Origin of the sequence: Thermophagus xiamenensis, from assembly GCF_900112795.1 — a bacterium.
GTDB classification, from domain to species: domain Bacteria; phylum Bacteroidota; class Bacteroidia; order Bacteroidales; family Marinilabiliaceae; genus Thermophagus; species Thermophagus xiamenensis.
In genome coordinates, this window is record NZ_FONA01000001.1 from 233,145 (window position 1) to 258,384 (window position 25,240).

The 25,240-nt window shown below is 37.4% G+C and carries 17 protein-coding genes; 3 read left to right on the forward strand and 14 right to left on the reverse strand.

The features are described from left to right. Window positions 1–2: 2 nt before the first annotated feature. From BM130_RS00900 to BM130_RS00950, 11 genes are all read right to left on the reverse strand, one after another. Window positions 3–707: a GDSL-type esterase/lipase family protein gene (locus tag BM130_RS00900; protein WP_010526910.1), complete on the reverse strand. Its 705-nt coding sequence runs from the start codon at window positions 705–707 to the stop codon at window positions 3–5. 2 nt (window positions 708–709) lie between these two features. Further along, window positions 710–2,548 carry a sodium:solute symporter family protein gene (locus tag BM130_RS00905; protein WP_010526909.1) on the reverse strand — a complete coding sequence of 613 codons (1,839 nt, stop codon included), beginning with the start codon at window positions 2,546–2,548 and terminating at the stop codon, window positions 710–712. A gap of 203 nt (window positions 2,549–2,751) precedes the next feature. Further along, window positions 2,752–4,083: an alpha amylase family protein gene (locus BM130_RS00910; RefSeq protein WP_010526908.1), complete on the reverse strand. Its 1,332-nt coding sequence runs from the start codon at window positions 4,081–4,083 to the stop codon at window positions 2,752–2,754. A 30-nt stretch (window positions 4,084–4,113) separates the two neighbouring features. Continuing rightward, entirely contained in the window at window positions 4,114–4,806 is a 693-nt protein-coding gene (locus BM130_RS00915; RefSeq protein ID WP_010526907.1) for a GDSL-type esterase/lipase family protein, read from the reverse strand. A gap of 106 nt (window positions 4,807–4,912) precedes the next feature. Then, the gene (locus tag BM130_RS00920; RefSeq protein ID WP_010526906.1) at window positions 4,913–6,292 is read right to left on the reverse strand and encodes an alpha amylase family protein; all 1,380 of its coding nucleotides are present in this window, start codon (window positions 6,290–6,292) and stop codon (window positions 4,913–4,915) included. 78 nt (window positions 6,293–6,370) lie between these two features. After that, window positions 6,371–8,044, reverse strand: a complete 1,674-nt coding sequence (locus tag BM130_RS00925) for a DUF5018 family protein (RefSeq protein WP_237706101.1) — start codon at window positions 8,042–8,044, stop codon at window positions 6,371–6,373. Between the two features lie 11 nt (window positions 8,045–8,055). Continuing rightward, window positions 8,056–9,690: a RagB/SusD family nutrient uptake outer membrane protein gene (locus BM130_RS00930; RefSeq protein WP_029626513.1), complete on the reverse strand. Its 1,635-nt coding sequence runs from the start codon at window positions 9,688–9,690 to the stop codon at window positions 8,056–8,058. Window positions 9,691–9,701: 11 nt separating this feature from the next. Further along, the gene (locus BM130_RS00935; RefSeq protein WP_010526903.1) at window positions 9,702–12,791 is read right to left on the reverse strand and encodes a SusC/RagA family TonB-linked outer membrane protein; all 3,090 of its coding nucleotides are present in this window, start codon (window positions 12,789–12,791) and stop codon (window positions 9,702–9,704) included. Window positions 12,792–12,829: 38 nt separating this feature from the next. Beyond that, a complete protein-coding gene (locus BM130_RS00940; RefSeq protein WP_010526902.1) occupies window positions 12,830–13,930 on the reverse strand; it encodes a DUF4434 domain-containing protein in 1,101 nt (366 codons plus the stop codon). 593 nt (window positions 13,931–14,523) lie between these two features. Beyond that, window positions 14,524–15,051, reverse strand: a complete 528-nt coding sequence (locus BM130_RS00945) for a ribosome maturation factor RimM (protein ID WP_010526901.1) — start codon at window positions 15,049–15,051, stop codon at window positions 14,524–14,526. Between the two features lie 209 nt (window positions 15,052–15,260). Continuing rightward, window positions 15,261–17,288 (reverse strand): transketolase family protein, encoded by a 2,028-nt coding sequence (locus tag BM130_RS00950; RefSeq protein ID WP_010526900.1) that lies wholly within the window; start codon window positions 17,286–17,288, stop codon window positions 15,261–15,263. A 567-nt stretch (window positions 17,289–17,855) separates the two neighbouring features. On the opposite strand from BM130_RS00950, the gene BM130_RS00955 reads away from it, so the two are divergent. The 3 genes from BM130_RS00955 (at window position 17,856) to BM130_RS00965 (ending at window position 21,292) form a co-directional block, all read left to right on the forward strand. Further along, window positions 17,856–18,983, forward strand: a complete 1,128-nt coding sequence (locus BM130_RS00955) for a 4-phosphoerythronate dehydrogenase (RefSeq protein ID WP_010526899.1) — start codon at window positions 17,856–17,858, stop codon at window positions 18,981–18,983. A gap of 106 nt (window positions 18,984–19,089) precedes the next feature. Further along, the gene (locus BM130_RS00960) at window positions 19,090–19,947 is read left to right on the forward strand and encodes a UDP-2,3-diacylglucosamine diphosphatase (RefSeq protein WP_010526898.1); all 858 of its coding nucleotides are present in this window, start codon (window positions 19,090–19,092) and stop codon (window positions 19,945–19,947) included. A gap of 304 nt (window positions 19,948–20,251) precedes the next feature. Continuing rightward, window positions 20,252–21,292 carry a glycosyltransferase family protein gene (locus BM130_RS00965; protein WP_010526897.1) on the forward strand — a complete coding sequence of 347 codons (1,041 nt, stop codon included), beginning with the start codon at window positions 20,252–20,254 and terminating at the stop codon, window positions 21,290–21,292. Window positions 21,293–21,399: 107 nt separating this feature from the next. On the opposite strand, the gene BM130_RS00970 is transcribed toward BM130_RS00965, so the two are convergent. From BM130_RS00970 to BM130_RS00985, 3 genes are all read right to left on the reverse strand, one after another. Continuing rightward, the gene (locus tag BM130_RS00970; RefSeq protein ID WP_010526896.1) at window positions 21,400–22,092 is read right to left on the reverse strand and encodes a zinc metallopeptidase; all 693 of its coding nucleotides are present in this window, start codon (window positions 22,090–22,092) and stop codon (window positions 21,400–21,402) included. A 221-nt stretch (window positions 22,093–22,313) separates the two neighbouring features. Further along, entirely contained in the window at window positions 22,314–23,822 is a 1,509-nt protein-coding gene (locus tag BM130_RS00980; RefSeq protein WP_010526894.1) for an MBOAT family O-acyltransferase, read from the reverse strand. Between the two features lie 6 nt (window positions 23,823–23,828). Continuing rightward, window positions 23,829–25,232 (reverse strand): SGNH/GDSL hydrolase family protein, encoded by a 1,404-nt coding sequence (locus BM130_RS00985; RefSeq protein WP_010526893.1) that lies wholly within the window; start codon window positions 25,230–25,232, stop codon window positions 23,829–23,831. Window positions 25,233–25,240: the final 8 nt, after the last annotated feature.

Consider the following 25,240-nt stretch of genomic DNA (forward strand, 5'->3'; position numbering starts at 1 on the left):
TTTTACTTATTGAAAATATTTGTCTTGAAATAATCTACCCAAACTTGGTATCCTTTCTCATTAAGATGTAATCCATCAACACACATGTTTTCTGGTAACTGATCATTCTCTTTTGAAAATAATTCATGAAGATCAACGACGGTTAGTTTATATTCCGCTCCCAATTTTCGAATACCGATATTTAACTCATTAATTTTGGGTGTCTTACCTTTCATATAATCATACCATATAATTGCCTCATTTATGGGTAATACGGTCTGCAACACCAACCTGGTACGAGGACTAACATCCTTAATTTTTTGAATAATTTGCTCATATTTGTCTAATATTAAATTAACCGGGATTCCTCGTCCGAGATCATTGATACCAATCATTAAAATGATCATTGAAGGTTTTCCTGCCAAAATAGAATCTAAGCGCGCATAAACCCCCCAACAATTATCACCACCAATTCCCCTATTCAAAACAGGAATTGAAGGGAACCATTCACTCCAAAGCCCACGTTCGGTAATACTATTCCCAAGAAAAACAACGTTCCAAGGTCTAACTTTAACAGTCTCATGCAAGGCTCGTTTATTTAAATAGTAGTTGTTTGCATACGAAGTATCAATTTTAGATTCCTGCCCTAATAGAACACCGCTATTTATTAAAAGAAAGGGTAATAATAACCATTTACCTATAAGCCGTTTTTCCAAAAAACTCACCATAATTATTTTATATTTTTAATATGATCATACCAGAAAAACTTCAATAACACAGAAGTAGCAACAAAAATCCCCAATGAAATCCAAGTTGATTTATACTGCCCTGAAAGAAAAAACAATGGCAAAACCACCATAGACATTTGCCAGGTAATACCCACTAAAACATTAAATACATCTCTCTTAAAATCTTTGTTGGGAAGAAAGGAAGCGTCCTCTTTCATAACCTCACGTTTTACCGGCCCCCAGAAACCCCAAGGTTTTGTTTGTTTGTAAAAATTCTTTATGGTCTCCATATCTTCCGGTTTGGAGAAAAGAGTAGCCACCACCGAAGCCCCCATAGATATGAGTAATATAATGGGATACATATAAATATCAATGGCATCAGGATAAAAGAATCTTACTGCAGATGGGACTATAACAGAAGCCACAAGTCCACCTAACATCCCGAAAAAATAACCCATGCCATTAAATCGCCACCAAATCCACTTCAAAACATTTGCGGCAGCATATCCACCATAAAGAGAGGAAGTAATCCATAAAGTAAGGCTATTCAATGACTTGGCGAACAGTCCAAAAATAAGCCCGACCATTACCAACAAAAGACTTGAGAGATAGCTATATCGGACCAACTTTTTATTGTGCGCATCAGGATTAATATATTTTTTGTATAAATCGTTTACCAGATAGGCTGGTGCTGCGTTTATAAAAGCAGCAAAAGTTCCCATAAAGGCTGCCAATAAACCTGCCAGAAGCAAACCTTTTATTCCGACAGGAACAAACTGCCGAATAGCCAATGGGAGAACCATCTCAAAATCGATATTTGCTCCCATTTTCATTAATTCTGGTTTGAGATAGACCAACCCTAACAGAGCAAACCCACCAACCATTAAATAACGAGGAATAAAGAGCACCAGGGATGTTAAACCACTCATTTTGGCAGCCTCGGCCGGGGTTCTGGTACTAAGAACTCTTTGCATATCATAACTGGGAACAGGACCGGCAAGACTGGCAAAAATTCCTTTCAGAATCATCATCATCAATAGCATACCAAACATTTCATACCCATCGGCACCAATCTTGTCGTTAAGTTCCGGAAATGTTTTCGACCAGTCTAGGTTCAGTTTCCATTCTGGCCAAAAGTCGGTCCAACCATTTGGAATTACAGCAGAAAGTTGTTCCGGCGTAACCTTATTGTAGGCAATAATTCCCACAGAGATACAAGCTACAGTCATAATCAGGAACTGCAGCACTTCGGTGCTTACCACACTATACATTCCACCCTTCATTGTGTAAAGTGTGGTAATAGCAATAATAATAAGAGCATATACTTGCTCCGAAGTCAAATGGAAACCAAACAACGTAGTGGATAAATCCCAGGTAAAAAATGTAGTGGCAAATTTTCCTATTCCTTCTACAAAATAAGCAATGAAACCTATAACACTAACCACTGCGAATAACACCACAATGATATGAGATAGCCTACCGCCTCGTCCATCCCCAAACCTAAAGGTAATCCATTGAGCTCCCGTCATGGTATTGGACCGCCTCATCCATATAGCAAGAAATACCATTACAAAAATTTGATTCCAAACAGGCCACAGCCAGGGGATCCAGGCACTTTTTAGTCCATACACAAACACAATCGTAACCGTCCACATGGTACCTGAAATGTCAAACATTCCGGAAGCATTGGATAAGCCTAAATAATACCATTTTATCGAGTTCCCGCCCAGAAAATATGCCTGCAAGTCCTTAGAAGCTCTTTGGGAAAGCCAAAAGCCAATAAACAAAGTAAGAACCAGGTAGGCCAAAACAATACTAATATCTATAAGTGATAGGTTCATTAATCGATCTTTTTTAGAAGATGAAAATCTGACCTTTTATATATCTCTTACATTTGAAATTTGTAAGAGCAGTTTTATCTGTAAATAAATTAAATAATTTCATGGTCAGATTTTCACCTCATAGTTTTTTGTTAAAAATTTAAAACCAGAAGAATAAACTTTCCTCTTCCCAAAAATTACAAAGTCATACCCTCAAAATGCTATTAATTTCCCTTGGCTTTTGAAATAGCATTTTCCAAAACGTCCCACCAATCTTTATTTATAATGTGTACAATATCAAATATCATTAGACCATCGGTCGAATTATATGCCATTTGTACAGCCCTGCTAAACTGCCCGGTATTATTCTCATATTGCTCAACATAAAGACTTCCGGTAACGGGGACAACCCCTTTAATCACTTTGTTAGCTAACTTGGCACTTCCTTCCACCGAGTACCAATAATCTTTACCAGCCCCCATAGCGGCTTCGCCCCTCTTTTCCATTGAAACTTCATTAAGTTTTTCAACCTCTTCGATAGTTACTTCATAGAAGTAGAGTCCGGTCATATATAGGTCAAGAAGCTCGGCATATCCAAAGTTTTTATAGTTCTCTGTAGCCCAATCGTAATCTTTGGATGGGTCATACTTTTTACTTGCCCAGTTTACCCCTAATTCATAATACACCGGATACCATGCCCCAGTATATGTACCAAAAAGAATATTGGGATTTGCCTGCTTAGTTACCGAGCGGGCCTTTTCAAAAAAATGATATATAACCGAAGCCCTCCATTCAATCCACTTATTGAATAATTTACCACGTCTCCATTGGTAATCATCATTTTCATCCTTTTCCCAATAAATAATGTCATTAGGGAAATTTTCCACAGTTAGACCAGCATACTTTTCAAATGCTTTTTTTGAGAATTCACTAAAATCAGAAGTGATACCGTCATATCTCACACGATCCAGAATGAGACCATCCAGTTTCGGATACTTCTGAACCAATTCTTTTATTATACCAAGTTGATATTCTTGAACTTCGGGGATGGCAGGATTTAACATACCGTTATAGTGCCATTTCATTTGAGAAATGGGGACAATGGAATCGCACCAATAATTTATAGATTGCCAATCTGCATGTTCGCCATAAATAATTCCTCTGTTATAAAAGTTATGTCCCCCGGCAAATACATTCATTGAAGCATGAACCCCCAGCCCCAATTTCTTTCCTTCTTCAATAAACAGTCCTAACATATCATATTCAGGACTTCTCTTTACACCTTGCCATTCATCCATAAAAGGTGCAATTTCACTATCATACAAGGTTTCACCCATAATAGATTTAACATCAACCACAACATCCGTTACGCCTATATCTTTAACTTTTTGTAAATAAAATTTTATAGAATCAGGATAGCTCAATCGCCCATAATTAGCTTCACAGTCAAACCACATATAAATATGCTTATCGGTTTGATTTTTCCTGTTTTGAGGAGAACAAAAAACCAACAAAAAAGAAATCAACACTATACTTGAAACGATTATTTTTTTCATAATTTTAAAATCTAATAATGAAATTAATAATTACTTTTTCCCGCATTCGCTTAGATATGGACGAACAATATTTTTCCATAATTGATATCCTGAAGGTTTCATATGAAGCAGGTCTGACAAGAATAAATCGGCCTTTATATTTCCATCTTTATCAACCATCAATTGACTAACATCTATGAACTTCAGGTAAGGCTTGCCATGACAAAAGCTACGAACTAATTGATTTGCTTCTTGATATTTCTCACTCCATTTTTTTCTTGCCGGACTAGGTTTTATTGAAACAAATGCAATTTCTGTCCCTGGTAGGAATATTTCCACTAATCGGGTAAATGTGATAACATCTTGCAAGTACTCCTCAGGCGTCATACCAGATGCAATATCATTATCGCCTTCATAAACAATAATTTGACAAGGCTTATAAGGAAGAACAACATCTGCAAAAAAATAAATCAGATCTGACATATGTGACCCTCCAAAAGCCCTATTAATAACCTTATATTCCGGGAAATCCTGCTCTAACGAACGCCATCCTCTAAAAGAGGAGCTTCCTATAAAAAGGATACCACCTTCATCAGGCGGATTTTGTACATCTTCTTTTTTAAAATTTGCAATATCATCTTCCCACAGCGAAGCTCTTGAGTAATTGCCCTGTGCAGCAATGTCTAAATTATTTATCAATAAAAGCAACAATAGAGCAGAAAACACCTGTTTAATATCTACCATAATACTAAATTGACATTTATAGACAGAAATTCAGATCGTAAAAACCGACTCGTTTTTTCTGTTTTGAACAAAAGTTTTTCTTTAAAATCTCAACGAAAGCTATAAATTAATCCCCATTTTCAGTTGATATGACATTACTTATCCCTTCTTTAACGACTTCCCATTGATTTTTTTTCTTTAAGTGGATCATATCAAACAAGAAATAACCATCACAAACATCCATCACAGCTCCAACCGACTGAATAATAGCATTATTAATGACCTCATCGTTAGCAGTTGCCCACGCTCCATTACCAACATCAGGTCCTCCAATGACTGTTGCATCGCCTTTAATCTTCCTCATAGCCTGAGAACAAAAACCTTGAATGGTCCATTCATTGGTTCCATAAACTTTTGTTGGGCTAGCATATGCTCCAATTAAAATAATGTCCATAATATCTGCATAACCATATTTTTTATAATCTGGCGTAGCCCAAACAGGAAATTCAGAAGCAGTATCATAATTAGGACTAGCCCAGTTTACACCAACTTCATAATATGTAGAATACCATCCCCCCACATAAACTCCGAAGCTCAAGTCAGGATTAACAGCTTTAACCCTAGCAGCCGCTTTATCAAAAAAATCATGGATGACTTTAGCTCGAAATTCCAGCCACTTTTTAAAGTATTCAGGTAGGGTTGATGGTAAATTTCCGGCTTTGATGTCTGGCGACATCACACCTTCCGGAAAATTCTCAACAGAATAACCCAGGTATTCCTCGAATTTCTCTTTTGTATAATCAGAAAAGTCGCTATCTATCCCATCAAAGCGCCCTCTATCCAAAATAATTCCTTTTAATCCATCATAAGCGGCTAAATCTTCCAACATATTAAAGATATATTCTTGAACATCTTCTCGAACAGGATTAAAAAATTTTGCTCCTGTTCCACCAACCTCTAATGTGCTTTTAATCCCAGTTTCTGTAAGTAATTTTGTTGCCCAATCCTCTTTTTCGGAATCACGAAACAATGCTCCTTGTTCCCCAAGACTGGAAGAATTCCCACCAACAAACGTGTTAATGCTAGCGTAAACATCCAATTCAAGCTTTTTACCAGCATCAATAAACGCCTGCAGATAGTCCCAGGTAGCTGTTCTTTCTACCTTTGAATAACCCTGCTCCAACCAAGCACCTAACCACTTAACTTGCTCAACCACGTCGGTTTCAAACAAAACATCACCAGTAGTTGGTCTAACATCAACAACAACAGCAGTAAAACCAGCATCTTTAGCTATTTGCAAATCACGAAGAATATTTTCCTTACTATTGGCAAAATCCACAAAATTGGCAGCTGCATCTATCCACAAAATTCTTGGTTTATCATTATTGTCTTCCTCATTATTATCCCATTCCCATTCAGGCAAAGATTCAGAATCCTTATCACATGAAGTCGATGACATCAAGAAAGGGATAAACAGTACTACCAAAAATCTTACTATGCGAATCATAGCATTCTCCTTCCTTTAGTTTTGAACAAACATTTATATTTAATTGCCCCCAATTAGGGGGCAATCATAAAATACTAACTACATATCGATACAATCAAATTGATATCCTACCACATATCCATTGGTAAACATAAAATAGAGATATAGATAGAACCCGTCTTCAGAAACTTTTAAAGCAACATCACCAGTTCCATTAGCATTTGGAACAACAGGGGTAACAGCTTTTGCACCATAAGTATCTCTTGTTGTTTCCCAAACCACAGCAGGACAAGTCCCGGTTTCTAAATTACCGGTAAAATTAGAGCTCGTAGTTACATCCAATAACCACACCATATCGGCTGCGCCCCAGGTGAAGCTGTTCACCCAGTTTACAGTAGCATATTGGGCATTATTAAATTCTATAAAATCAACCGCATTTTGAATATAATTCACACTGATAGACTCCAACATTTGTTTTACTTGATTGGTGGTTCCATCGACCCAGGCAAATGTGTTATCAGAATATGAGGCTACAAAGTAATCACTATTAACATCCGATCCAGAAGTATAAACAATATCACAATTAGTAGTCCATCCTTTGGCAAGACCACTCATGGTAATTATTTCAGGAGTTTGAGAAGAAAGGTTCCCATCTGATATAGTCCACCTTGCAAACTGTTGACCATTACTGAGAATCGGAGCAGTAATAATGGCATTCCCGTTAATATCGCCCTGAACAGATATTTTACGACCTACTGCTACACCACCATCCCATTCAATCAATAATTCCGGCGAACCAGAGACATCTGATAGTTTCCAAACTTTAAAGGCGCCATCGTTAGGTGCAAGGTTACAGATTAAAATATTCCCGGCTTTATCGGCAGTATTATAAAAATTCGTCAAGTTACCTTTTACTGAGCCTAAATCAATTTCCCCGATCTTTTCCCCGGTTTTGGCATCCAAATAAATACTATTTTCACCTCTTGTATTTAAAACAATATAATCACCGGCTACTGCCAGCCCACCCGTCAAATGATCTACTGTGATTCCAATATCGGCTTTTAATTTTTTTGCAAACATTAATTTCGCGCTACCAGATCGAATTCCATAAGGAAGTTTTTCCGGGATTTCTTTCTTAACCGTATAAACGTTTTGTGTTACACCATCATGAGCCGTAACAACAAACTCAACCTCGTTATTATAGTCTAGTGCTTGTTCTCTAGGGTCAGGTGAAATAGTTGCATGGAAAGATAAGGTTACTTCTGCAATAGCAGGTTCAAGGTCACCTATAGCCACCAGAGAGATTGTTTTGGTTGCCTCATTAATCACTCCTGTTAAACCAAGTGACGGGATTTTAAATTCCTTGATCTCGCATTCTGAACTTTTCCTAATTTCGCCACGAACAATATATTCATGTATTTCCCCTACCTGATCTTTCACAAATATTACATTTTCCTTAGTCAAGTCCATATACAAAAGAGGGGGATTAACCGTAACATTATCATCCAAATTTGCTCTAACCCTCATTTTTGAAATCATTTCTTCAGTTACCCTATTATCGCTGCTAACAGGGTAAAAATAGGGGATCGGAATAATAATTTCATTGGATCCTTCCTGTACCGTTCCGATAAATTCTCCTGTTCCGTCTGGGAATGTAGCTACAATACTATTAATACCTGCTCTGGAGATGGAAGGCAGCAACTCATCAGGCTCTTGACAACCAGTCAAATAAACAAGAAGGAGTATCACCGTAAAAAATATATTTCTTTTCATAATTCTATTTTTTATTTCCATTCATCATATTGTTCGATTGCTGAATTATTTGCCAACTCACTATAAGGAACGGGCAGCACATAAGTCTTTTCTAAGAACTTACGGTCTTGCATATCACAATCAACATATTCATATAAATATCCACCTTCAGCAGGGGAAATTTTCAGACCATGAACTCTGTAATCATTATATTCAATATGGGCCAATCTCCATCGACGCATATCCCAATAAAGATGCCCCTCATATGCCAGCTCAATCTTTCTTTCATGACGAATAGCTTCAAATACTTCCTCTTCTGATAATCCTTCCTTTGCCGGCAAACCCACTCTTTTTCTTATTTCATTCAAATCATCTAGGGCTTCACCCAAATTTCCAAGATTATAGTTAGCTTCGGCACGATTCAGGTATACTTCGGCGAGTCTTAATTCCACCCATGGCTGAGTACTATTATAAGTCACCAGGTCGGTATGGGCTTCATCTCTAAACTTCTTAAGATAATAACCTGTAGTGGTACGACCTTTAGGATAAGTATCTTCACGGTAGCCCATGAATCGACCATTAGTTCCATCCACTGAATTTTCCATAACTTTCCCTTGCCAGACTGAACCATTGTAAATAACAGTAGCATGAAAGCGAGGTTCCAATTCATTATAGGGAGGCGGTGTTGTAGTTCCACCTTCTACATGCCAGGGCGACCAGTCCAATTTAGTTCCATCAGATTTTTCATAAGCTTCAACCATTTCTTGAGTGGGGGTTCCACTTCCACCCTGATTTTCGATTTCACCAAAAGTGGCATAATCTTTATCAAAAGTATGATTTGGCCCGGTTATCAGATAATTATATTCTAATATTGACTCAGCATTTCCCCCTTTCCAGGCATCTTCATACCTTTCAGTTAAACTGTAAACACCCAAATTAAATACTGAATCGGCAGCGTTTTTTGCTGCTTCCCATCTTTTAGCGTATAACATGGCTCTTGACTTAAAGGCAAAAGCAGCTCCCTTGGTTACACGTCCCTGATTGGATTGATCCCATTGCTTGGGTAAAACAGAAGCAGCAAAATCAAGGTCATTTTCTATCAAATCCCAGGTTTCTTCTTCTGAGGATCTAGGTTTATCCTTCTGAAGGTCCATGTCGGTATACAAAATCACCCCTCCGTGACGCTTAGCCAATTGAAAATACAAGAATGCTCTAAAGAACCTAGCCTGTCCTTCAAACAGCTTATTTGTTTCTTCATCAAGCTCTGAATATTTCCCCAGACCCACTAAAAATTCATTAACACGTCTAATTCTTTCATAAGTTTCTGCCCATGTATCCAGTAGATTTCCGGAAGGAGATATACCCTCCGGATCGAACACATACAGATTAGCATCTCCGGCTTTACTTCCGGGAACATACGAGCCATATTTCAGCGTCTCGGTTAACCCTTCGGTTAGATTACCATTAAACTGAGACGATCCAAAATTTCCATATCGGTCAATATATGGGTAAAACCCATTCACATAAAGTGTGACATTCTCTTTATTGGACCAAACAATTTCATCAGATATTCTGTCTGTAGGCGTAGTATCCAGGAAATCATTACATCCGGTAAAACTGACTACCAGCAGCAGAGCAAGACCTATTCGAAAAATTATATCTTTCATAACATTCATAATTAAAAAGTCAATTTAATACCCATTGAATAGATTCTTTGTTGAGGATAATATCCATTAGAAACCCCAGGTTGTTCCGGGTCAATATTATATTTAGTCAATTCACTAAAAGTGGCTAAATTTTCACCTTCAGCATAAATTCTTAGGCTACTGACTCCAATAGACGAAAGCCATCTGGGTGGAAACGTGTAACCAATTTGAAGATTTTTTAATCTCAAATAATTCCCATTTCTATACCAGAATGTAGACGAAAATGCGTTATTTGAACTAGCAGAGACGATAGCCAACCTTGGAAATTCTCCCTGCGGATTATCCTCCCTCCAGGAGTTTTCTACAAGATATTTAGGAGAATTACCACCATGATAAAACGGTTTTGTCATTGACGTGTTATCCATTATACCACTGCTATAGACACCAGTAAGAGCAACATCCCGACCTAAAGCACCTTGAAATAAAAATGAAAGATCAAATCCGTTCCACTCTCCGGTAAAAGAAAAACCACCAATAAACTTTGGATATGCTGATTTTCCAATATACCCTCTATCCTGTTCATAAGTTATTACGCCGTCACCGTTTCTATCTTTATATTTAATATCTCCTACCCGGACGTCTTTCCCGGGAATCAAAGGAGAATTATCTATCTCTTCCTGACTTTGGAATAACCCTTCGGCGATAAAGCCTACCTGAGCTCCAACCTCTTTCCCGGTAAGTTTGAGCCAGTCGGGGGTATTCGGAGAATCTCCATATCGCAACCAACGTCGTTTGGTATAAGTACCATTAGCATTAATACTGTAGGAAAATTCACCCAATTTATGTCGATGGGATAAATTTATCTCAAAGCCCTTATGATCTTGTTTATTATTATTGGCATAACCAGGAACATACCCACCAAAGGAAGGCGGATAAGTAGCATCTACAGAGCTAAGCATGTCATAGATGTATTTGTAGAAAACATCCAGTTCAATCCCTAAAAGACCTTTCCATAAAATGGCATCGAACCCGGCATTATATTGCAATGATTTAGCCCAGGTCAAATTGGTATTTGCCGGACGAGAGGTATACAATCCGCTTTGAGCGGCACCACCTATTACAACAGCAGGATTATTTAAGAACGATAGGGTGTTTAAATAATAATAAGGTGGAATCTGGGTGGTACCTGTTAAACCTATCCCCCCTCTAATTTTTAAATTATTAACAAATTCCAGGTTTTGGAACCAACTCTCCTCTGAAATCCTCCAACCAATTGAAGCAGCCGGGAATAAACCCCATCTTTCATCCATACCGCCAAAAACATAACTCCCATCATAGCGAAGCGCAAGCTCAGCAAGATATTTAGAGGCATAGTCATAATTAAGTCGCCCGACAAAACCTACTTGTCTTTGAATATAGCTTCCACCCGAAACTTTAGTTTTTTCATCCAATGTTGCAAAATCCAATTCATCCAATTCCAGAATATCAAATCCATAACCATATGCCCCGAAATTATTACCTTCTCGATCAATAGTCTCTAACAAGGCTAGCGCCGACACATTATGTAGTCCAAGTTGTTTATCGTACCGAAGACTTGTGTTAGTAGTTATATGCGTATATTTGGAAGATCCCTCAACCAGGCTGGCAACTTTCCCCCGAGGATCATGAGTATAAGAATAACTTATATCACCTTGAGGTGATGTGGGAGGAGTTGCCACATAAGTATAATATGGCGTAGAAAATGCTTTAGAATTTTGATTAGATAAATCGTAAGCCACCATAAACTTCGCTTGTAAACCCTGAATAAACGGGAAGCGATAATTAAGTGCAATATTTGTTTGAATGATATTGGTTTTAGTCTTATTATACCCACTCATTGTAGATGCTGCTATTGGGTTGACATGCGAACTGGCAGTCCGGGTAGAAACAGGAATGCCATCTATCTCTTCCACCACATAGGGATGAGCACGAATTGCTTGTTGCGGGATGTTATTCCAATCATTAGGATTTGCGGAAAAGCCAGGTCTTTTTCTGTTCTCCACCCGTGCAGCAATATCAAACTTCAGGTCAAGATTTTTGGCAATTACCGCATCAATATTAGACCTCAAGTTAATCCTATCATAGCTGAATCCTTCAACATTTCCTTCTTGATCGAAATAACCTATAGAAGTAAAATATTTAATTTGCTCTGTTCCACCAGTGGCATTTACATTAAAATTTTTGTTGGTACCAATACCAAAAGTTTTTTCATACCAATTGGTATTGCCCCAGCCATCCGTTGGATCGCCATTTAGCATTTTTTCAACATGTTCAGATGAAAAAACCGGTTCATCTCCGTCCATTTCCCGAGCTTTATTATACCAATAAGCATATTCAGGTCCATCAAGCATTTCAAGCATTTGAGTGTTTTTGCTGATTCCATAGCCCCCATTGAAGGAAATTTGTGAATTTTCCACATTCCCCCTCTTTGTGGTTACAATTATTACAGCATTTGCATCTAATCCATAAATTGAAGCAGAAGAAGCATCCTTCAAAACAGAGATAGATTCTATTTCATTAGGATCTATTTCCGAAAAACTTCTTTCAACACCATCAACAATATATTTTGCAGACGACCCTCTAACTAAAAGACTAGCAGCATCCGCACCGGGCTGACCAGATTGTTGCAAAGAAATAACCCCAGGGACCACTCCTCCTAACTTATTAGAAATGTTACCCACAGGAGCTTTCAACAACTTTTCACCGGAAACCTGCGAAACAGCTCCCGTTACGCTGGCTTTTTTCTGAGTACCATATCCAACCACCACAATTTCATCCAATTCAGCTAATGATTCCTCCATGGTAACATAAATAAAATCTTGACCGCTAACCGAAACATCCTTGTCTTCAAAACCAATGAATGAAAACACTAAAACCGCATTTTCATCTGTCACCTCAATGGAAAAATTTCCATCCACATCGGTTATCACACCACGCGAAGTACCTTTTTCTAAAATATTTACACCAACAAGTGGTTGCTCTTTTACGTCAACCACCTTCCCGGAAACTCTATGCTGTGCAACAATTTCCTGAATGCCCAACATAGAAAAAAGCAAAAGAAAATAACAATACAGCTTTTTCATAATTAAAAATTTTATTTATGCTGTTTAACAAAACTGATTTAAAGAATTTTGAAATGATTTTTGTATCTTTTGTATAAATTGCCTGCTTGTAGATAAGTAGAATTAGGACTCATAAAGTGAGAAAATTCAAAAGTTATGGCATTTTCCATGCCTGCTCTCCGTGCCATTTCAAGCTTTAGCAAAAGCTTTTCCCATTTTATTGGCAAAAACCTAATTGGCATATCTCTGTCAAAAGATTCAATATTGGTCCAGCATCTCATACCATATTTTTCGGCAAGTTTTTTATTCACCTTTAAATAATCATACAACTCAAAGTAGTTAACTTGCCCATCCTGGAAAGCAAGAATATCGACAGCTCCTTTAACATTCCCTAATATTTCATTCCACTCGGCCTCATGCTCCTCAACCGAAAGGGGATTATCTCCAGCCATCACCTGGTCGGTTTTAACACCATGAATATATGGCGACAATAATGTTGGCAAATTTCCTGAAATACTTTTGGCATATTTTCCAACTTCAGCATAAACTTTACTCATCTTTTTTGTTCTTCGACTAATTTCCTGTGATAGATACCAACCTTGAAAAGATTTATGATGCCCATACTTTTCCCATACTTCATCAATCAAGGAAATATTCAAATCAATCTCTTTCATATAATCCCCATTTAACCAATGTCGCCCGGAATCATACAAACCAAAATAAAAGGAAAGCCCATACTTATCCGCCAACGTCAGGAACATTTCTACCAAATCTACAGGCGGGTAATAAACATCTTCGCTTTTCATTATTGATTCAAAAGGGGCAGCTATCCACCAACCCAAGCCAGCTCTTATCATTACCACAGTGGTTATCCCCATATCTTTCATGGCAGCAAAATCGGCATCCCACTCCTTATACCCCCAATTCTGATGTGGTATATCCCAACTTATTTCGTCTATAAAAGTGGCTTTTATTGGCATCCCTTTAAATCGACCCGGTGTCCAAAAAGCTTTTTCTTCTTCTATATCTAATGATAAATCCCCTTGAAAACCATCATTAATTGAACGCGCACCCAAACAATTATATGATACACCCATGCCCAAAGCACTAAACGATATTTTTTTTAAAAAACTTCTACGGTTGAAAGGCCATGCATTCATCTTATTAAAATTACTCTTTACACTCTTGTGTTTATTATTTTTTTTATTTTATAGATTATCAGACCTAATTTAACTACCAAACAATCTCATTATCTCAAATTTCCTTAGCACAACAAAAATCTTTTCTTCTAAAACTCCTCCTACTTAATTATATTTTTTTGTTTTGACAAAGTTATTTTTTAATTTTTTTATTAACAAATTTTTTATAAATAATTTCACTTCATTTTTCTTCAGCAACACACTATATATGAAAAATTCTAGAAATGATTTATTATTTAGGAAAGCTATCAAAAAGAAAAAGTTAAATTAGGAAGAATCAGGATAAGCAAAACACAAAATAATGAAGGGATAAAAATTTAAATTTTTTATTATTGTAATTTCACCATTTAAAAGACAGAAGAAAATTACTACATGGAGAACTATTAAAAGAAAACAGGAAACCTATTCATATTACAAATTAAACGAAGAATAAAATGAATCAACCCCTTGCAAGAAAATTACTCATAACAACACCAACAAATAGCAGGTCTATTATTTAAAATAAAAAATTAAACTTTTATCAGCCACTTATTAAAAATATTTAATTAAAAAGGCTACCTATATAAATCCAAAAGACCATCAGGTAATTCCACTTTAATAATTTTCTCTTTATCATTGATTTCAGCAATAAATTCCTCGGCAACAGGAATTAGAATTTCACCGCTATCCTGAATTACACGAAACAACGGATTACCGGCAATATCTTGAATACCTGAAATTTCACCTATTTCCCCGTCTCTCGAATCAATAACTTTAAAACCCTTAAAAGCATTTAAGTTATCCAAACTAGCGGGCTCCAAAATAACCTCGTGAGGAGAAAGAAAAATTCCAAACCCCATAAGTGATCTAATCTGACCCTCTGTCTTGAGAAAAGGTGACTTAATAAGAATAACACCTTCATTTTTATAACGAAAGCTATCTACTCTAAAAGGAACTAAACCACCATCAATTTCTATAAAAATAAAAGAAGGATTAAAAGTATAATTTACAACCTCAGGGGAGAGTCGGATTGCTACTTCCCCGGCTATTCCATGAGGTTTGGCAACAACACCAATAAAAATGAATTTAGATTTATCAAGCATAAAGCAAAAATACAATTTGTTTGGTTAATATTTCCAAACAATTTTCCCAATAAGACATGCTTCAAAAATAAAAAAGTACCGTACCTACATAATTTTCCTAATCGACCTAAATCGATCGAACTTTGCATGGAGGTACGGTACATTAAACCAGATTATATTTTCCCTCTCTTTTTAAAAAGGAAAATTCTACTTACAAATCCCCTTTTATTTTATAGCTTTAAGAAGTCACATACTGCATCAAAAACTGCTTTCCCGGTAAATCCAAACTTCTCATCCAAAACCTTATAGGGAGCAGAATAACCAAAATGATCCAAGCCGACAGCAAGACCATTGGGACCTGTTAGTCCTTCAATCGTTACCGGCAGTCCGGCAGTAAGACCAAACCTTGGAATATCAGGTGGTAAAATTTCGTTTTGATATTCCTTGGGCTGATTTCTAAATAATCCTTCTGAAATAACCGAAACCACTTGAATTTTTATGCCTTTTTCTTTACGTAATAATTCAGCGCCTTCGACCATAGTGGAAACTTCAGAACCATTACCCACCATAACAAGGTCAATATTTCCCTCGTCCTTTTGAACGATGTAAGCCCCTCTTTTGGCATTTAATGCCTTCTGATAACTGCTATCCGGTAAATTAGGTATATTTTGACGCGAAAAAATCAATGCAGTGGGGGTTTTCGTGTTCTCCATAGCCATTTGCCAGGCAACAGTTGTCTCATTGGCATCGGCAGGCCGTAGCACCAACATGCTATTTTCACCTTTATGATTCTTTAGTTTTTCCATCAATCGGATTTGAGCCTCCTGCTCTACAGGCTGGTGAGTAGGCCCGTCTTCACCTACACGGAAAGCATCATGTGTCCAGACATACTTTACAGGAAGCTGCATAAGGGCAGCCATTCGAACTGCAGGTTTCATGTAATCAGAAAAAACAAAGAAAGTGCCGCATACCGGAATCACACCTCCATGCAAGGCCATCCCATTGGCAAGGGCACCCATTGTTAATTCAGAAACACCCGTATGAACAAATTGGCCGGAATAATCTCCTTTTCTCATTGGATGAGTTTTTTTCAGAAACCCATCCGTTTTATCGGAATTACTAAGGTCAGCCGACATAACAATCATGTTTTCCACATGATCGGCAAAATAGGCCAATACAGTTCCTGACGACGCTCTGGTTGCAGCATTAGCCTTCTGCTCTATTGAAGCGTAATCAATATTAGGTGCTTCATGACTAAAGAATTGATGAAATTTTTTGGCAAGTTCCGGATTCTCTTTTTCCCACTTTTGTTGTTGAGCTTTCTTAGCCTGAACTTTTTGTTCTTTTTCCTTCATTACCTTTTTATAATATTCGGCAACATCTGGAAAGACAGCGAACGGTTGATCCGGATTTCCCCCAAGATTTTCTATTGTCTTCCTGAAGGACGCCCCTGCTGCACTTAAAGGCTGACCATGCGTTGATACTTTCCGTTCATACGACTCTCCATCTTCGGTAACCGCACCTTTCCCCATAATAGTTTTTCCAATAATTAGAAAAGGCTTATCTGTAGTTTTAAGCGCTTCGTCAAGTGCGGCTCGTATTTGATCATGGTCATGACCATCTATGGTTTTAACAGCCCATCCCCATGATTCGTATTTTTTTGCCGTATCCTCGGTTGATGCTTCTTTTGTTTCAGTAGAAAGCTGAATATCATTAGAGTCATAAAACATGACTAGATTCCCTAAACCGAGATGTCCGGCTAAACGACCAGCACCCTGTGATATTTCTTCCTGGATTCCTCCATCGGAAATAAAAGCATAAATAGTGTGTGCGCTCCAATCACCAAATTTTTGTGCAAGAAATCTCTCAGCAATAGCAGCACCAACAGCCATCGTATGTCCTTGACCCAATGGCCCTGAAGTATTTTCAATACCCCTATTAAAATCTACTTCCGGATGACCGGGTGTAGGGCTACCCCATTGCCTGAAGTTGGCCAATTCATCCATGGTATAAGCACCCGTAAGAGCTAATTGTGCATATAACATAGGAGACATATGTCCAGGGTCTAAAAAGAATCGGTCGCGAAGAGCCCATTGACGATCAGTAGGATCAAAATCCAAATATTCTGAAAACAAAATATGCATAAAATCGGCACCTCCCATAGCTCCACCAGGGTGACCGGATTTGGCTTTTTCTACCATTGCAGCTGAAAGAATCCGGATGTTATCAGCAGCACGTTTTGCGATTTCTTTACTCATATTATTTAAAGTTTGAATTAATTTATCTGTCCTGTTCTGGTGTTATTCCCGTTTTTACCCGTCACAAATATATAAAACCAAAGTTGTCTTTCCTCTTAAAATTCACTCAATCATTATATTCAATACAAAAATAATGATTTTTTGAATGAAGAAAGGAAGGCACCCCTTTCTCGCAAGACATTTAAAAAAATTTTTTATTCAATAATATGTATAAACGTTTATCCGCGCGGATGCAAGAAAACTTAAAGGACCTTCATGATTTGCGAAAATGATGGTTATCACCTTCGACTTGGTTAATACCAAACCTTCAGGCGTAGACATCCGCTCAGTCAAATGGATGTTGGAAAGAAAATCGACAACTAATAAACATTAAAATTGGAAGGAGAAATCAATTAATTCCAAAATGGAAAGCCAAATTGGAAATATTCTTTGTTAATTTGAAGTTGAAACGAGCATGACCATGAAAACTTGTCACATGAAGAACATTTTTTAATTATGATCATGCGAATTCTATCTGACCAATAAATTAGATAAATTTTATACTAATAAAAATTAAATTTGAAAGCCATGTTAATCATAGCTGATGATAAAATTCCTTTTCTTAAAGGCGTATTAGAACCATATTCCAAAATTCTTTATCTTCCAGGTGCATCTATTAGTAATAAAGAGGTGAAAAATGCAGATGCTTTAATTGTTCGCACCAGAACCAAAGTCAACGAAAAATTATTGAAAGGAAGCAAAGTAAAAGCTGTTGTTTCGGCGACTATCGGGACTGATCATCTGGACATTTCTTGGCTTGAAAAAAACAATATTGCATGGAGTAATGCTCCCGGATGCAATTCGGGTTCTGTAAAACAATATATTGCTTCAGTTCTGGCAAATTTAGAATTAAAAGGTTTTTCTTTACAAGGGAAAACTTTGGGAATTATTGGCGTCGGGAATGTCGGAAGCAAAATTATTAGTGTAGGAGAGGCATTTGGCATGAAAGTGCTTTTAAATGATCCCCCAAGAAAAGAGAAAGAACCGGATTTCCCTAATACAGACCTCAATGTCTTACTTCAACTCTCTGACATCATCACATTTCACGTCCCATTAACTCATGAAGGGCCATATTCTACCTATCATTTATTTAATGACACAACCCTTTTGATGGTTAAAAGAGGATGTGTTTTAATCAATTCTTCACGTGGTGAGGTAGTAGATCAACAAGCCCTTCTAAAAGGTTTAAATACCGGCATCATAAATCAAGCAATTTTGGATGTATGGGAGAATGAACCTGACATTTCATTAGAGCTTCAAAACAAACTTTTATTTGGGACACCGCATATAGCCGGATATGCAGTAGACGGGAAAGCTAATGGTTCTGCTGCCGCCGTTCAATTCTTAAGCAAAATATTCCATTGGGACTTAGACAATTGGTATCCTCAGAATCTGCCTTCACCGGCTAACATGGTAATAACATTTGATGAGAAAGATGATGGTATAAACACCCAACTAGCTAAAGCCATCTTGAAAACTTATGATGTATCTGAGGATTCTCGTCGATTGACGCAGAACCCTGAAAGTTTTGAATACCTACGAGGGGCCTACCCGGTTCGAAGGGAATTACACTGCTGGACAGTAAAAATGCCTAAAGAATGTGAGGATTTAAAACAACGGTTATCACTTCTGGGCTTCCGGATAAAACAACAGTAACATTTACATTCTGAAATAACTCATTATTAACAATTTGTTTCGGTTAAAATTACATTAGATTATTGCTGAATGCGTAATCTTGCATATCAATTTGTTAAATATTTATATGCAAGATACAACTTCAGCAACTAAACGAAAATTAAAGGCAGTAGTCCTGTCAGACATGCACCTGGGCACCTACGGATGTAAGGCCGAACATATTCTTAACTACCTTAAGACCATCAAACCCGAAACATTAGTCCTCAATGGCGACATCATTGACGGCTGGCAGTTTTCCCGGACCTTTTTCCCGTCATCCCATCTAAAAGTAGTACGGCAGCTCATAAAAATGATGGAAAACGGAACTCAAATAATATACATTCCGGGGAATCACGATGAGGTACTGCGCCGGTTTACCAGTTTAAACCTAGGTAATTTTTCCATTGAAAACAAAGCGGTTTTATCACTAGATAATAAAAAAACGTGGATATTTCACGGCGATGTCTTCGATGTATTTATGCACCATTCCAAATGGTTAGCACGGTTAGGAGCCAAAGGATATGGACTACTAAATCTTCTCAATAAAGCAGTCAACTCTTTATTATCTGTATTCGGGAAAAAACCACTATCATTTTCAAAAAAGATTAAAGACAAAGTAAAAGGGAGCGCAAAAGCCATTACACGATTTGAAAGGACTGTCGCCCAACTAGCCATCGAAAAGCAGTATGATTTCGTCATTTGCGGTCATATCCATCGTCCTGAAGATAAAATCGTAAAAACAGAAAAAGGAAATATAAGGTATTTAAATTCCGGAGATTGGATAGAAAATCTCTCAGCGTTGGAATACGAAAATGGAGATTGGCACTTAAAATTTTGGGAGCCTTCATATGTTATAACTACAGAAGAAACATCCAATGATAAAAATTTCAATGACCCTTCAAAAGCTATTTTTTACAGAGCATTTAAAGAAGTATTAAGCAGTTAATTTACCGCTTGAATTAAGATACATCCTACATCTCAAAAGTTATTCTTAAGTATTAATGGGATTAGAGTAAGCGAAAAGATTTTCACAAAAACGAAATAAGTATAGCGGCTTTGGGCACATGAGAAGTTGTTTAATAATAGCAGAGGCATAGATACATAGGCAGAAGAAGTCAATAGTCATTAGTCAACAGTCATTAGTGATAAGTGTTGATAAACTTATTACTAATCACTAATGACTAATCACTAACCACTAACGACTACTTATAAGAAGCAATATATCAATGAAGTAAGTAAACTTTATGCGGATGAAAATATTATATGCCATTCAGGGAACCGGTAATGGGCACATGGCACGTGCCATGGATTTAATCCCGGAATTTAAAAAATACGGAAAAGTAGATGTTTTACTTAGTGGTTATCATTATGAACTAAATTTTCCGTTCGATATTAAATATCATTTTCAAGGATTTGGCTATTTCTTTGGAAATAATGGAGGAATAAATATTAGAAAAACATATCAAAAAAATTCCGTCATCCGTTTCGTTAAAGAAATTACTGAATTACCCGTTGAAAAATATGACCTGGTGATATCCGACTTTGAACCTGTTTCCGCCTGGGCTTGTCGTTTAAAAGGCAGGGAATGCATATCGATGAGTCATCAGGCTGCTGTAATGGACGCTCCCTACCAGCCTGCTTCTGCTGAAAAATGGATGGGCAAAAACATCTTAAAATATTATGCTCCAGGTCATCATAAAATAGGGTTTCATTTTCGGGCGTTTAAGGATTTTATATTTACACCCATTATTCGCAAAAAAGTCAGAGAAATTACACCGGACAATTTAATGCATTACACGGTGTATTTACCTTCTTATTCTGACCTGCATATAATTAACATTTTATCAAAAATCGATGGTATTGAATGGAAAGTTTTTTCAAAAAATGCTTCAGTACCCTATTCCTATTTTAATGTATCTATTTCACCAATAAACAATGATAAATTTATTGAAAGTTTAGCCAGTAGTACAGGAGTACTGTGCAATGCAGGCTTTGAAACCCCGGCCGAGGCTTTATTTTTACAGAAAAAACTTTGTGTTGTACCTATGAAACATCAATACGAACAGGCAGCCAATGCAGAAATGCTTAAATCCTTTAAAGGTGTATGTGTCCTGCCAAAATTTTCTGAAGATGAAGTTTCTTCTATCAAAAATTGGATTTTATCGGAAGACAAGCCTTCCGTTCACTATCCTGATAATGTTTCGGAAGTTGTGTTGTATGCATTATCATTAGCAGATACAATTAGAAAAGATATTCCTCATCCAACAGTCCAACCTCTTATAAATTATTGAGTCCTATTGATTAACAAAAAGAGAGTATCTAAAAAATTAATAAGATTTTCGAATATTTTAGACACTCTCTTAAATTCTATTTCCGATTTACAGCCTAATAGATAATATTAATCTCTCCTTCCCAAAAATATCATCACATAATAAGCCAGGGTAGCCAATGCCGAAAGCGCTGCTACAACATAAGTATAGGCAGCCCATTTAAGAGCATCCTGAGCCTGATGATGATTCCTGCCACTGGTTATATTAGCAGAGTGCAACCAGGCAAGGGCTCTTTGCGTTGCATTAATTTCTACTGGCAAAGTAATAAATGCAAACAAAGTAAAAACAGCATAACAAGCTATAATAATTTGTAATGCTAAATCAAAAGTTATAAAACCGGGCAACAAAAAGGCCCCGAAAAACATCATAATAAATACGGCATTCAAAATTTTTGCGCTGACATTCTGTACGGGCACCAACGCAGATCTGAGCTTTAATGGTGCATAACTACGTGCATGCTGTACAGCATGTCCACATTCATGTGCGGCTACGGCGGCGGCAGCCACATTACGGCCATGATATACCGACTCACTTAAATTTACCGTTTTGTTGGCAGGATTGTAGTGGTCGGTCAGCGTACCTTTGGATGGTATTACTTTTACATCAAAGATACCATTGTCATGCAGCATTTTTTCTGCCACTTCCCGACCCGAAAGATTACTGCTCAACGGCGTTTTTGAATATTTCTTGAACCGACTCTTGAGTTGCGAACTTACTATCATGCTCGCAATCATGAAGAACAGAAAAATCAGTATAAGCATAGTTCACAAATATTAAATTCAAACAAAAAGATTCATTAATTCATTAAACCACTCGCAGAAAAGAGTTCACATCATTTAAATTTATAACTTCACCACTTTCTTCATTCGCTTCGTCATTTTCAGCCGAACAATACGCCCACATCGTAGCAAAAATCTTGCCATGCGCCTTACCTACATACACTGCCCTATCTTCACTCTTCTTTCCAAAAAGTCTGTCGCACTTAAAATCGAAAATATATATAAGGCTCCCCCCCTGCAACATTAAATTGAAGTAAAAGAACCCCAACCAAAGCAGTGAATGCCACTTTGACAGGCCAAGGCGCAGAAATAAACCATCCTCTAAAATTCTCTTTAATAGAATCCGGCAACCAATGAAGAACAAATCCCATAACAATTAAAACAAAGGCAATACAATTGACCTCAATAGCTTTCCAAACTAAATCGGGTCGAAAAACCGTAAAAATCCTAACAACCATAGTACGTGCACTTTCTAAATCGGCCGCTCGAAATAGTATCCAACCTATTGCGACAAAATGAAATGTCATAAAATATCCTAACCATGCCATCAACCATTTTGGGAAACGCTCTGTTACCGGTTTTAACAATTTATCAATCACAATTCCCAAACCATGCCATATCCCCCATAAAACAAAACGTACTGAAGCGCCATGCCACAAACCACCTAAAGTCATAGTAATCATAACATTGACATTCATTCTCCATCGCCCCTTTCTATTTCCACCCAATGGGATGTAAAGATAATCACGTAACCAACTGGATAGCGAAATATGCCATCTTCTCCAAAAATCGCTAAGCGTTCGTGCACTATACGGACTGTTAAAATTAATTGGCAACCGAAATCCTAATAATAGAGCCAGCCCGATAGCCACATCGGTATATCCGCTGAAGTCACAATAAATTTGCAGTGTATATCCATAAACAGCTGTAAGGATTTCTCCCCCTGAGTAGAGATAAGGATTTTCAAAAATCCTGTCGGTAAGGTTTAAGGCTATATAATCTGAAAAAATAAGTTTTTTTACCAGACCTGACAGAATCAAAAAAACCGCATGCCAGGCTTGCTTCTCGGTAAGATTAAAAGAGCGATAAAGCTGCGGAATAAATTCTCGTGCCCTTACTATCGGACCAGCCACTAACTGCGGGAAAAAAGAAACATAAAAGCCAAAATCAACAATATTTCTAACAGGACTTAGCTGACGCCTGTATACATCTATAGTATAACTTATAGTTTGAAAGGTGAAAAATGAGATGCCGACAGGAAGAACAAGGTCTCCAATTTCAAAGGAACTACCAAAAAGATTATTGGCCAAAACTGCCAGCCAGTCTTTCATTTCAACATTTTTCCCGAAAATATCTGCCCACAAACCAACAGCAAACCAGGAGTATTTAAAATATCCAAGCATCCCCAGGTTAACTACCAGGCTAACTATCAGCAAAAATCTTCGTTTCCATCGTTTAGAACTTTTTTCCAGACCAAGACCGATAAAATAATCGGTCAAAGTAGAAATTAATAGTATAAAAAAATAATATCCACCAGCTTTATAATAAAAAAAGAGGCTACTCAAAAAAAGAAAACCGCTTCTAAAAAACCTGTTTCGATAAACTAACGAATGCACCAGCAAAACAAAACCATAAAACCCCCAAAAAAGATATGAGGTGAACATAAATGGTTCGCCCGGATCATATTTTAATATTTCATATAAGGGTTCCATGAATTCTTAATTGGATTCTTCAATTTTAGTCCGGAGAGCTTCCATGAGATTCCAGATTTTTAATCCAACTTCGTATGCCCCCTTTCGGGTAAAATGCATATAATCGGAAGAGATAAAAGGCGGTTCTTGTTTTGCCCAGGTTACTGCAGCATCGATACCACCCATTGCCTTTTGCAAATCCAAGAATCCCATACCACAATCTAAAGCGGCAGAACGCTGTGCATCAGCAATAAGACGCGCACGTCTAACAGGCTTTACTTTGTTGTCGATGAGTTCGGCCGACGACTGAACTCCTATTATCAGAACCGGAATATCTGGAAAAAGCGTTTTCAAAACCTGTAATTCTTTAACAAAATGAATGTAATAAAACCTATAATCGTCGGTACGTGTAGGCAAAACATTGGTTCCAAACTGAAGGATAAATAAGCCAATATTAAGCTCAGAGGCCATGGATTTTAACAGTTTATGATCAGCCAAACGAAATCCAGGCCATGGCCTCCCACGCATGGCAATATTGTCTACTGCCACACCATACTCTCCATCCAGGGTCAACCCGTGAAATGTCGGGCTGTTTTTAGCAAAAAATGTAAAGGAAACCTTTTCGCCAACAGGAATATCCTCAACTTCAACAATTTGTATACCCTCATCGGCAGGGACACTCTCCGACCTAAGGTTGTTAGAATTAAAACCTATTTCCACTCTGAGAGAATCATCACCGGAAATAACAAATAATTTAGCGCGGGAAAATTGTGCGTCCCTATCTCTTTTCCATGGATAGGGCCCAACAGTAAAGCCGGCGGTTTCTCCCCGGAACCAGGCAACTTTAGAAGAAAAACCATAGGATAGTGGGCCCGGCGAATCGCCCTTCCGATAGCTATATGACAATACCCATTCACCTTTATTGGATAAATGTACATTGGCATTGATGCGAAGTGGATCATATGGAATAATAAAACCGGGTCCCCGTCCGCCATAACGTTCCTGAAATTTTTTTCGCAAGGTCCCGGTAATACGGTCGGCTTCAATTTGCGAATCTCCTATATGAAGAATTCTTATTAACGTTTTATGCTCTTTGGCTTGTTCTGCCTCTTCGTAAAAGTTAGCTAACAATCTACAAAACCCCTCAGGTGCAATTAAAGTAGAATCATCTATATAATAGACTTTGGGAGGAAGTGATAAGCCCAAACTCTTATCATCAATAGTTCCACTATCTGCCAATAAAGAGTCACTGTTTTCAATAATCTTCTTTTTATCAACAGGAAGAGACAAGGACAAAGTATCGACTATAGGAGATGCCGGCCTTGTCTTTGAAAATAAGAATAAATCAAAATCATTCAATAACTGGTCAATTACCAGAATCAATAAAACGACAAGAACGAAGTACAAAAATATTTTTATCGGACGTATCATCCGTTAAA

Bases quoted from the DNA above. Each gene is read 5' to 3' on its own strand.
- BM130_RS00915 (WP_010526907.1), bottom strand. From the start codon at position 4,806: ATGGTAGATATTAAACAGGTGTTTTCTGCTCTATTGTTGCTTTTATTG.
- BM130_RS00910 (WP_010526908.1), bottom strand. From the start codon at position 4,083: ATGAAAAAAATAATCGTTTCAAGTATAGTGTTGATTTCTTTTTTGTTG.
- BM130_RS00960 (WP_010526898.1), top strand. From the start codon at position 19,090: ATGCAAGATACAACTTCAGCAACTAAACGAAAATTAAAGGCAGTAGTC.
- BM130_RS00920 (WP_010526906.1), bottom strand. From the start codon at position 6,292: ATGATTCGCATAGTAAGATTTTTGGTAGTACTGTTTATCCCTTTCTTG.
- BM130_RS00925 (WP_237706101.1), bottom strand. From the start codon at position 8,044: ATGAAAAGAAATATATTTTTTACGGTGATACTCCTTCTTGTTTATTTG.
- BM130_RS00940 (WP_010526902.1), bottom strand. From the start codon at position 13,930: ATGAATGCATGGCCTTTCAACCGTAGAAGTTTTTTAAAAAAAATATCG.
- BM130_RS00945 (WP_010526901.1), bottom strand. From the start codon at position 15,051: ATGCTTGATAAATCTAAATTCATTTTTATTGGTGTTGTTGCCAAACCT.
- BM130_RS00985 (WP_010526893.1), bottom strand. From the start codon at position 25,232: ATGATACGTCCGATAAAAATATTTTTGTACTTCGTTCTTGTCGTTTTA.
- BM130_RS00900 (WP_010526910.1), bottom strand. From the start codon at position 707: ATGGTGAGTTTTTTGGAAAAACGGCTTATAGGTAAATGGTTATTATTA.
- BM130_RS00955 (WP_010526899.1), top strand. From the start codon at position 17,856: ATGTTAATCATAGCTGATGATAAAATTCCTTTTCTTAAAGGCGTATTA.
- BM130_RS00965 (WP_010526897.1), top strand. From the start codon at position 20,252: ATGAAAATATTATATGCCATTCAGGGAACCGGTAATGGGCACATGGCA.
- BM130_RS00970 (WP_010526896.1), bottom strand. From the start codon at position 22,092: ATGCTTATACTGATTTTTCTGTTCTTCATGATTGCGAGCATGATAGTA.
- BM130_RS00930 (WP_029626513.1), bottom strand. From the start codon at position 9,690: ATGAAAGATATAATTTTTCGAATAGGTCTTGCTCTGCTGCTGGTAGTC.
- BM130_RS00935 (WP_010526903.1), bottom strand. From the start codon at position 12,791: ATGAAAAAGCTGTATTGTTATTTTCTTTTGCTTTTTTCTATGTTGGGC.
- BM130_RS00980 (WP_010526894.1), bottom strand. From the start codon at position 23,822: ATGGAACCCTTATATGAAATATTAAAATATGATCCGGGCGAACCATTT.
- BM130_RS00905 (WP_010526909.1), bottom strand. From the start codon at position 2,548: ATGAACCTATCACTTATAGATATTAGTATTGTTTTGGCCTACCTGGTT.
- BM130_RS00950 (WP_010526900.1), bottom strand. From the start codon at position 17,288: ATGAGTAAAGAAATCGCAAAACGTGCTGCTGATAACATCCGGATTCTT.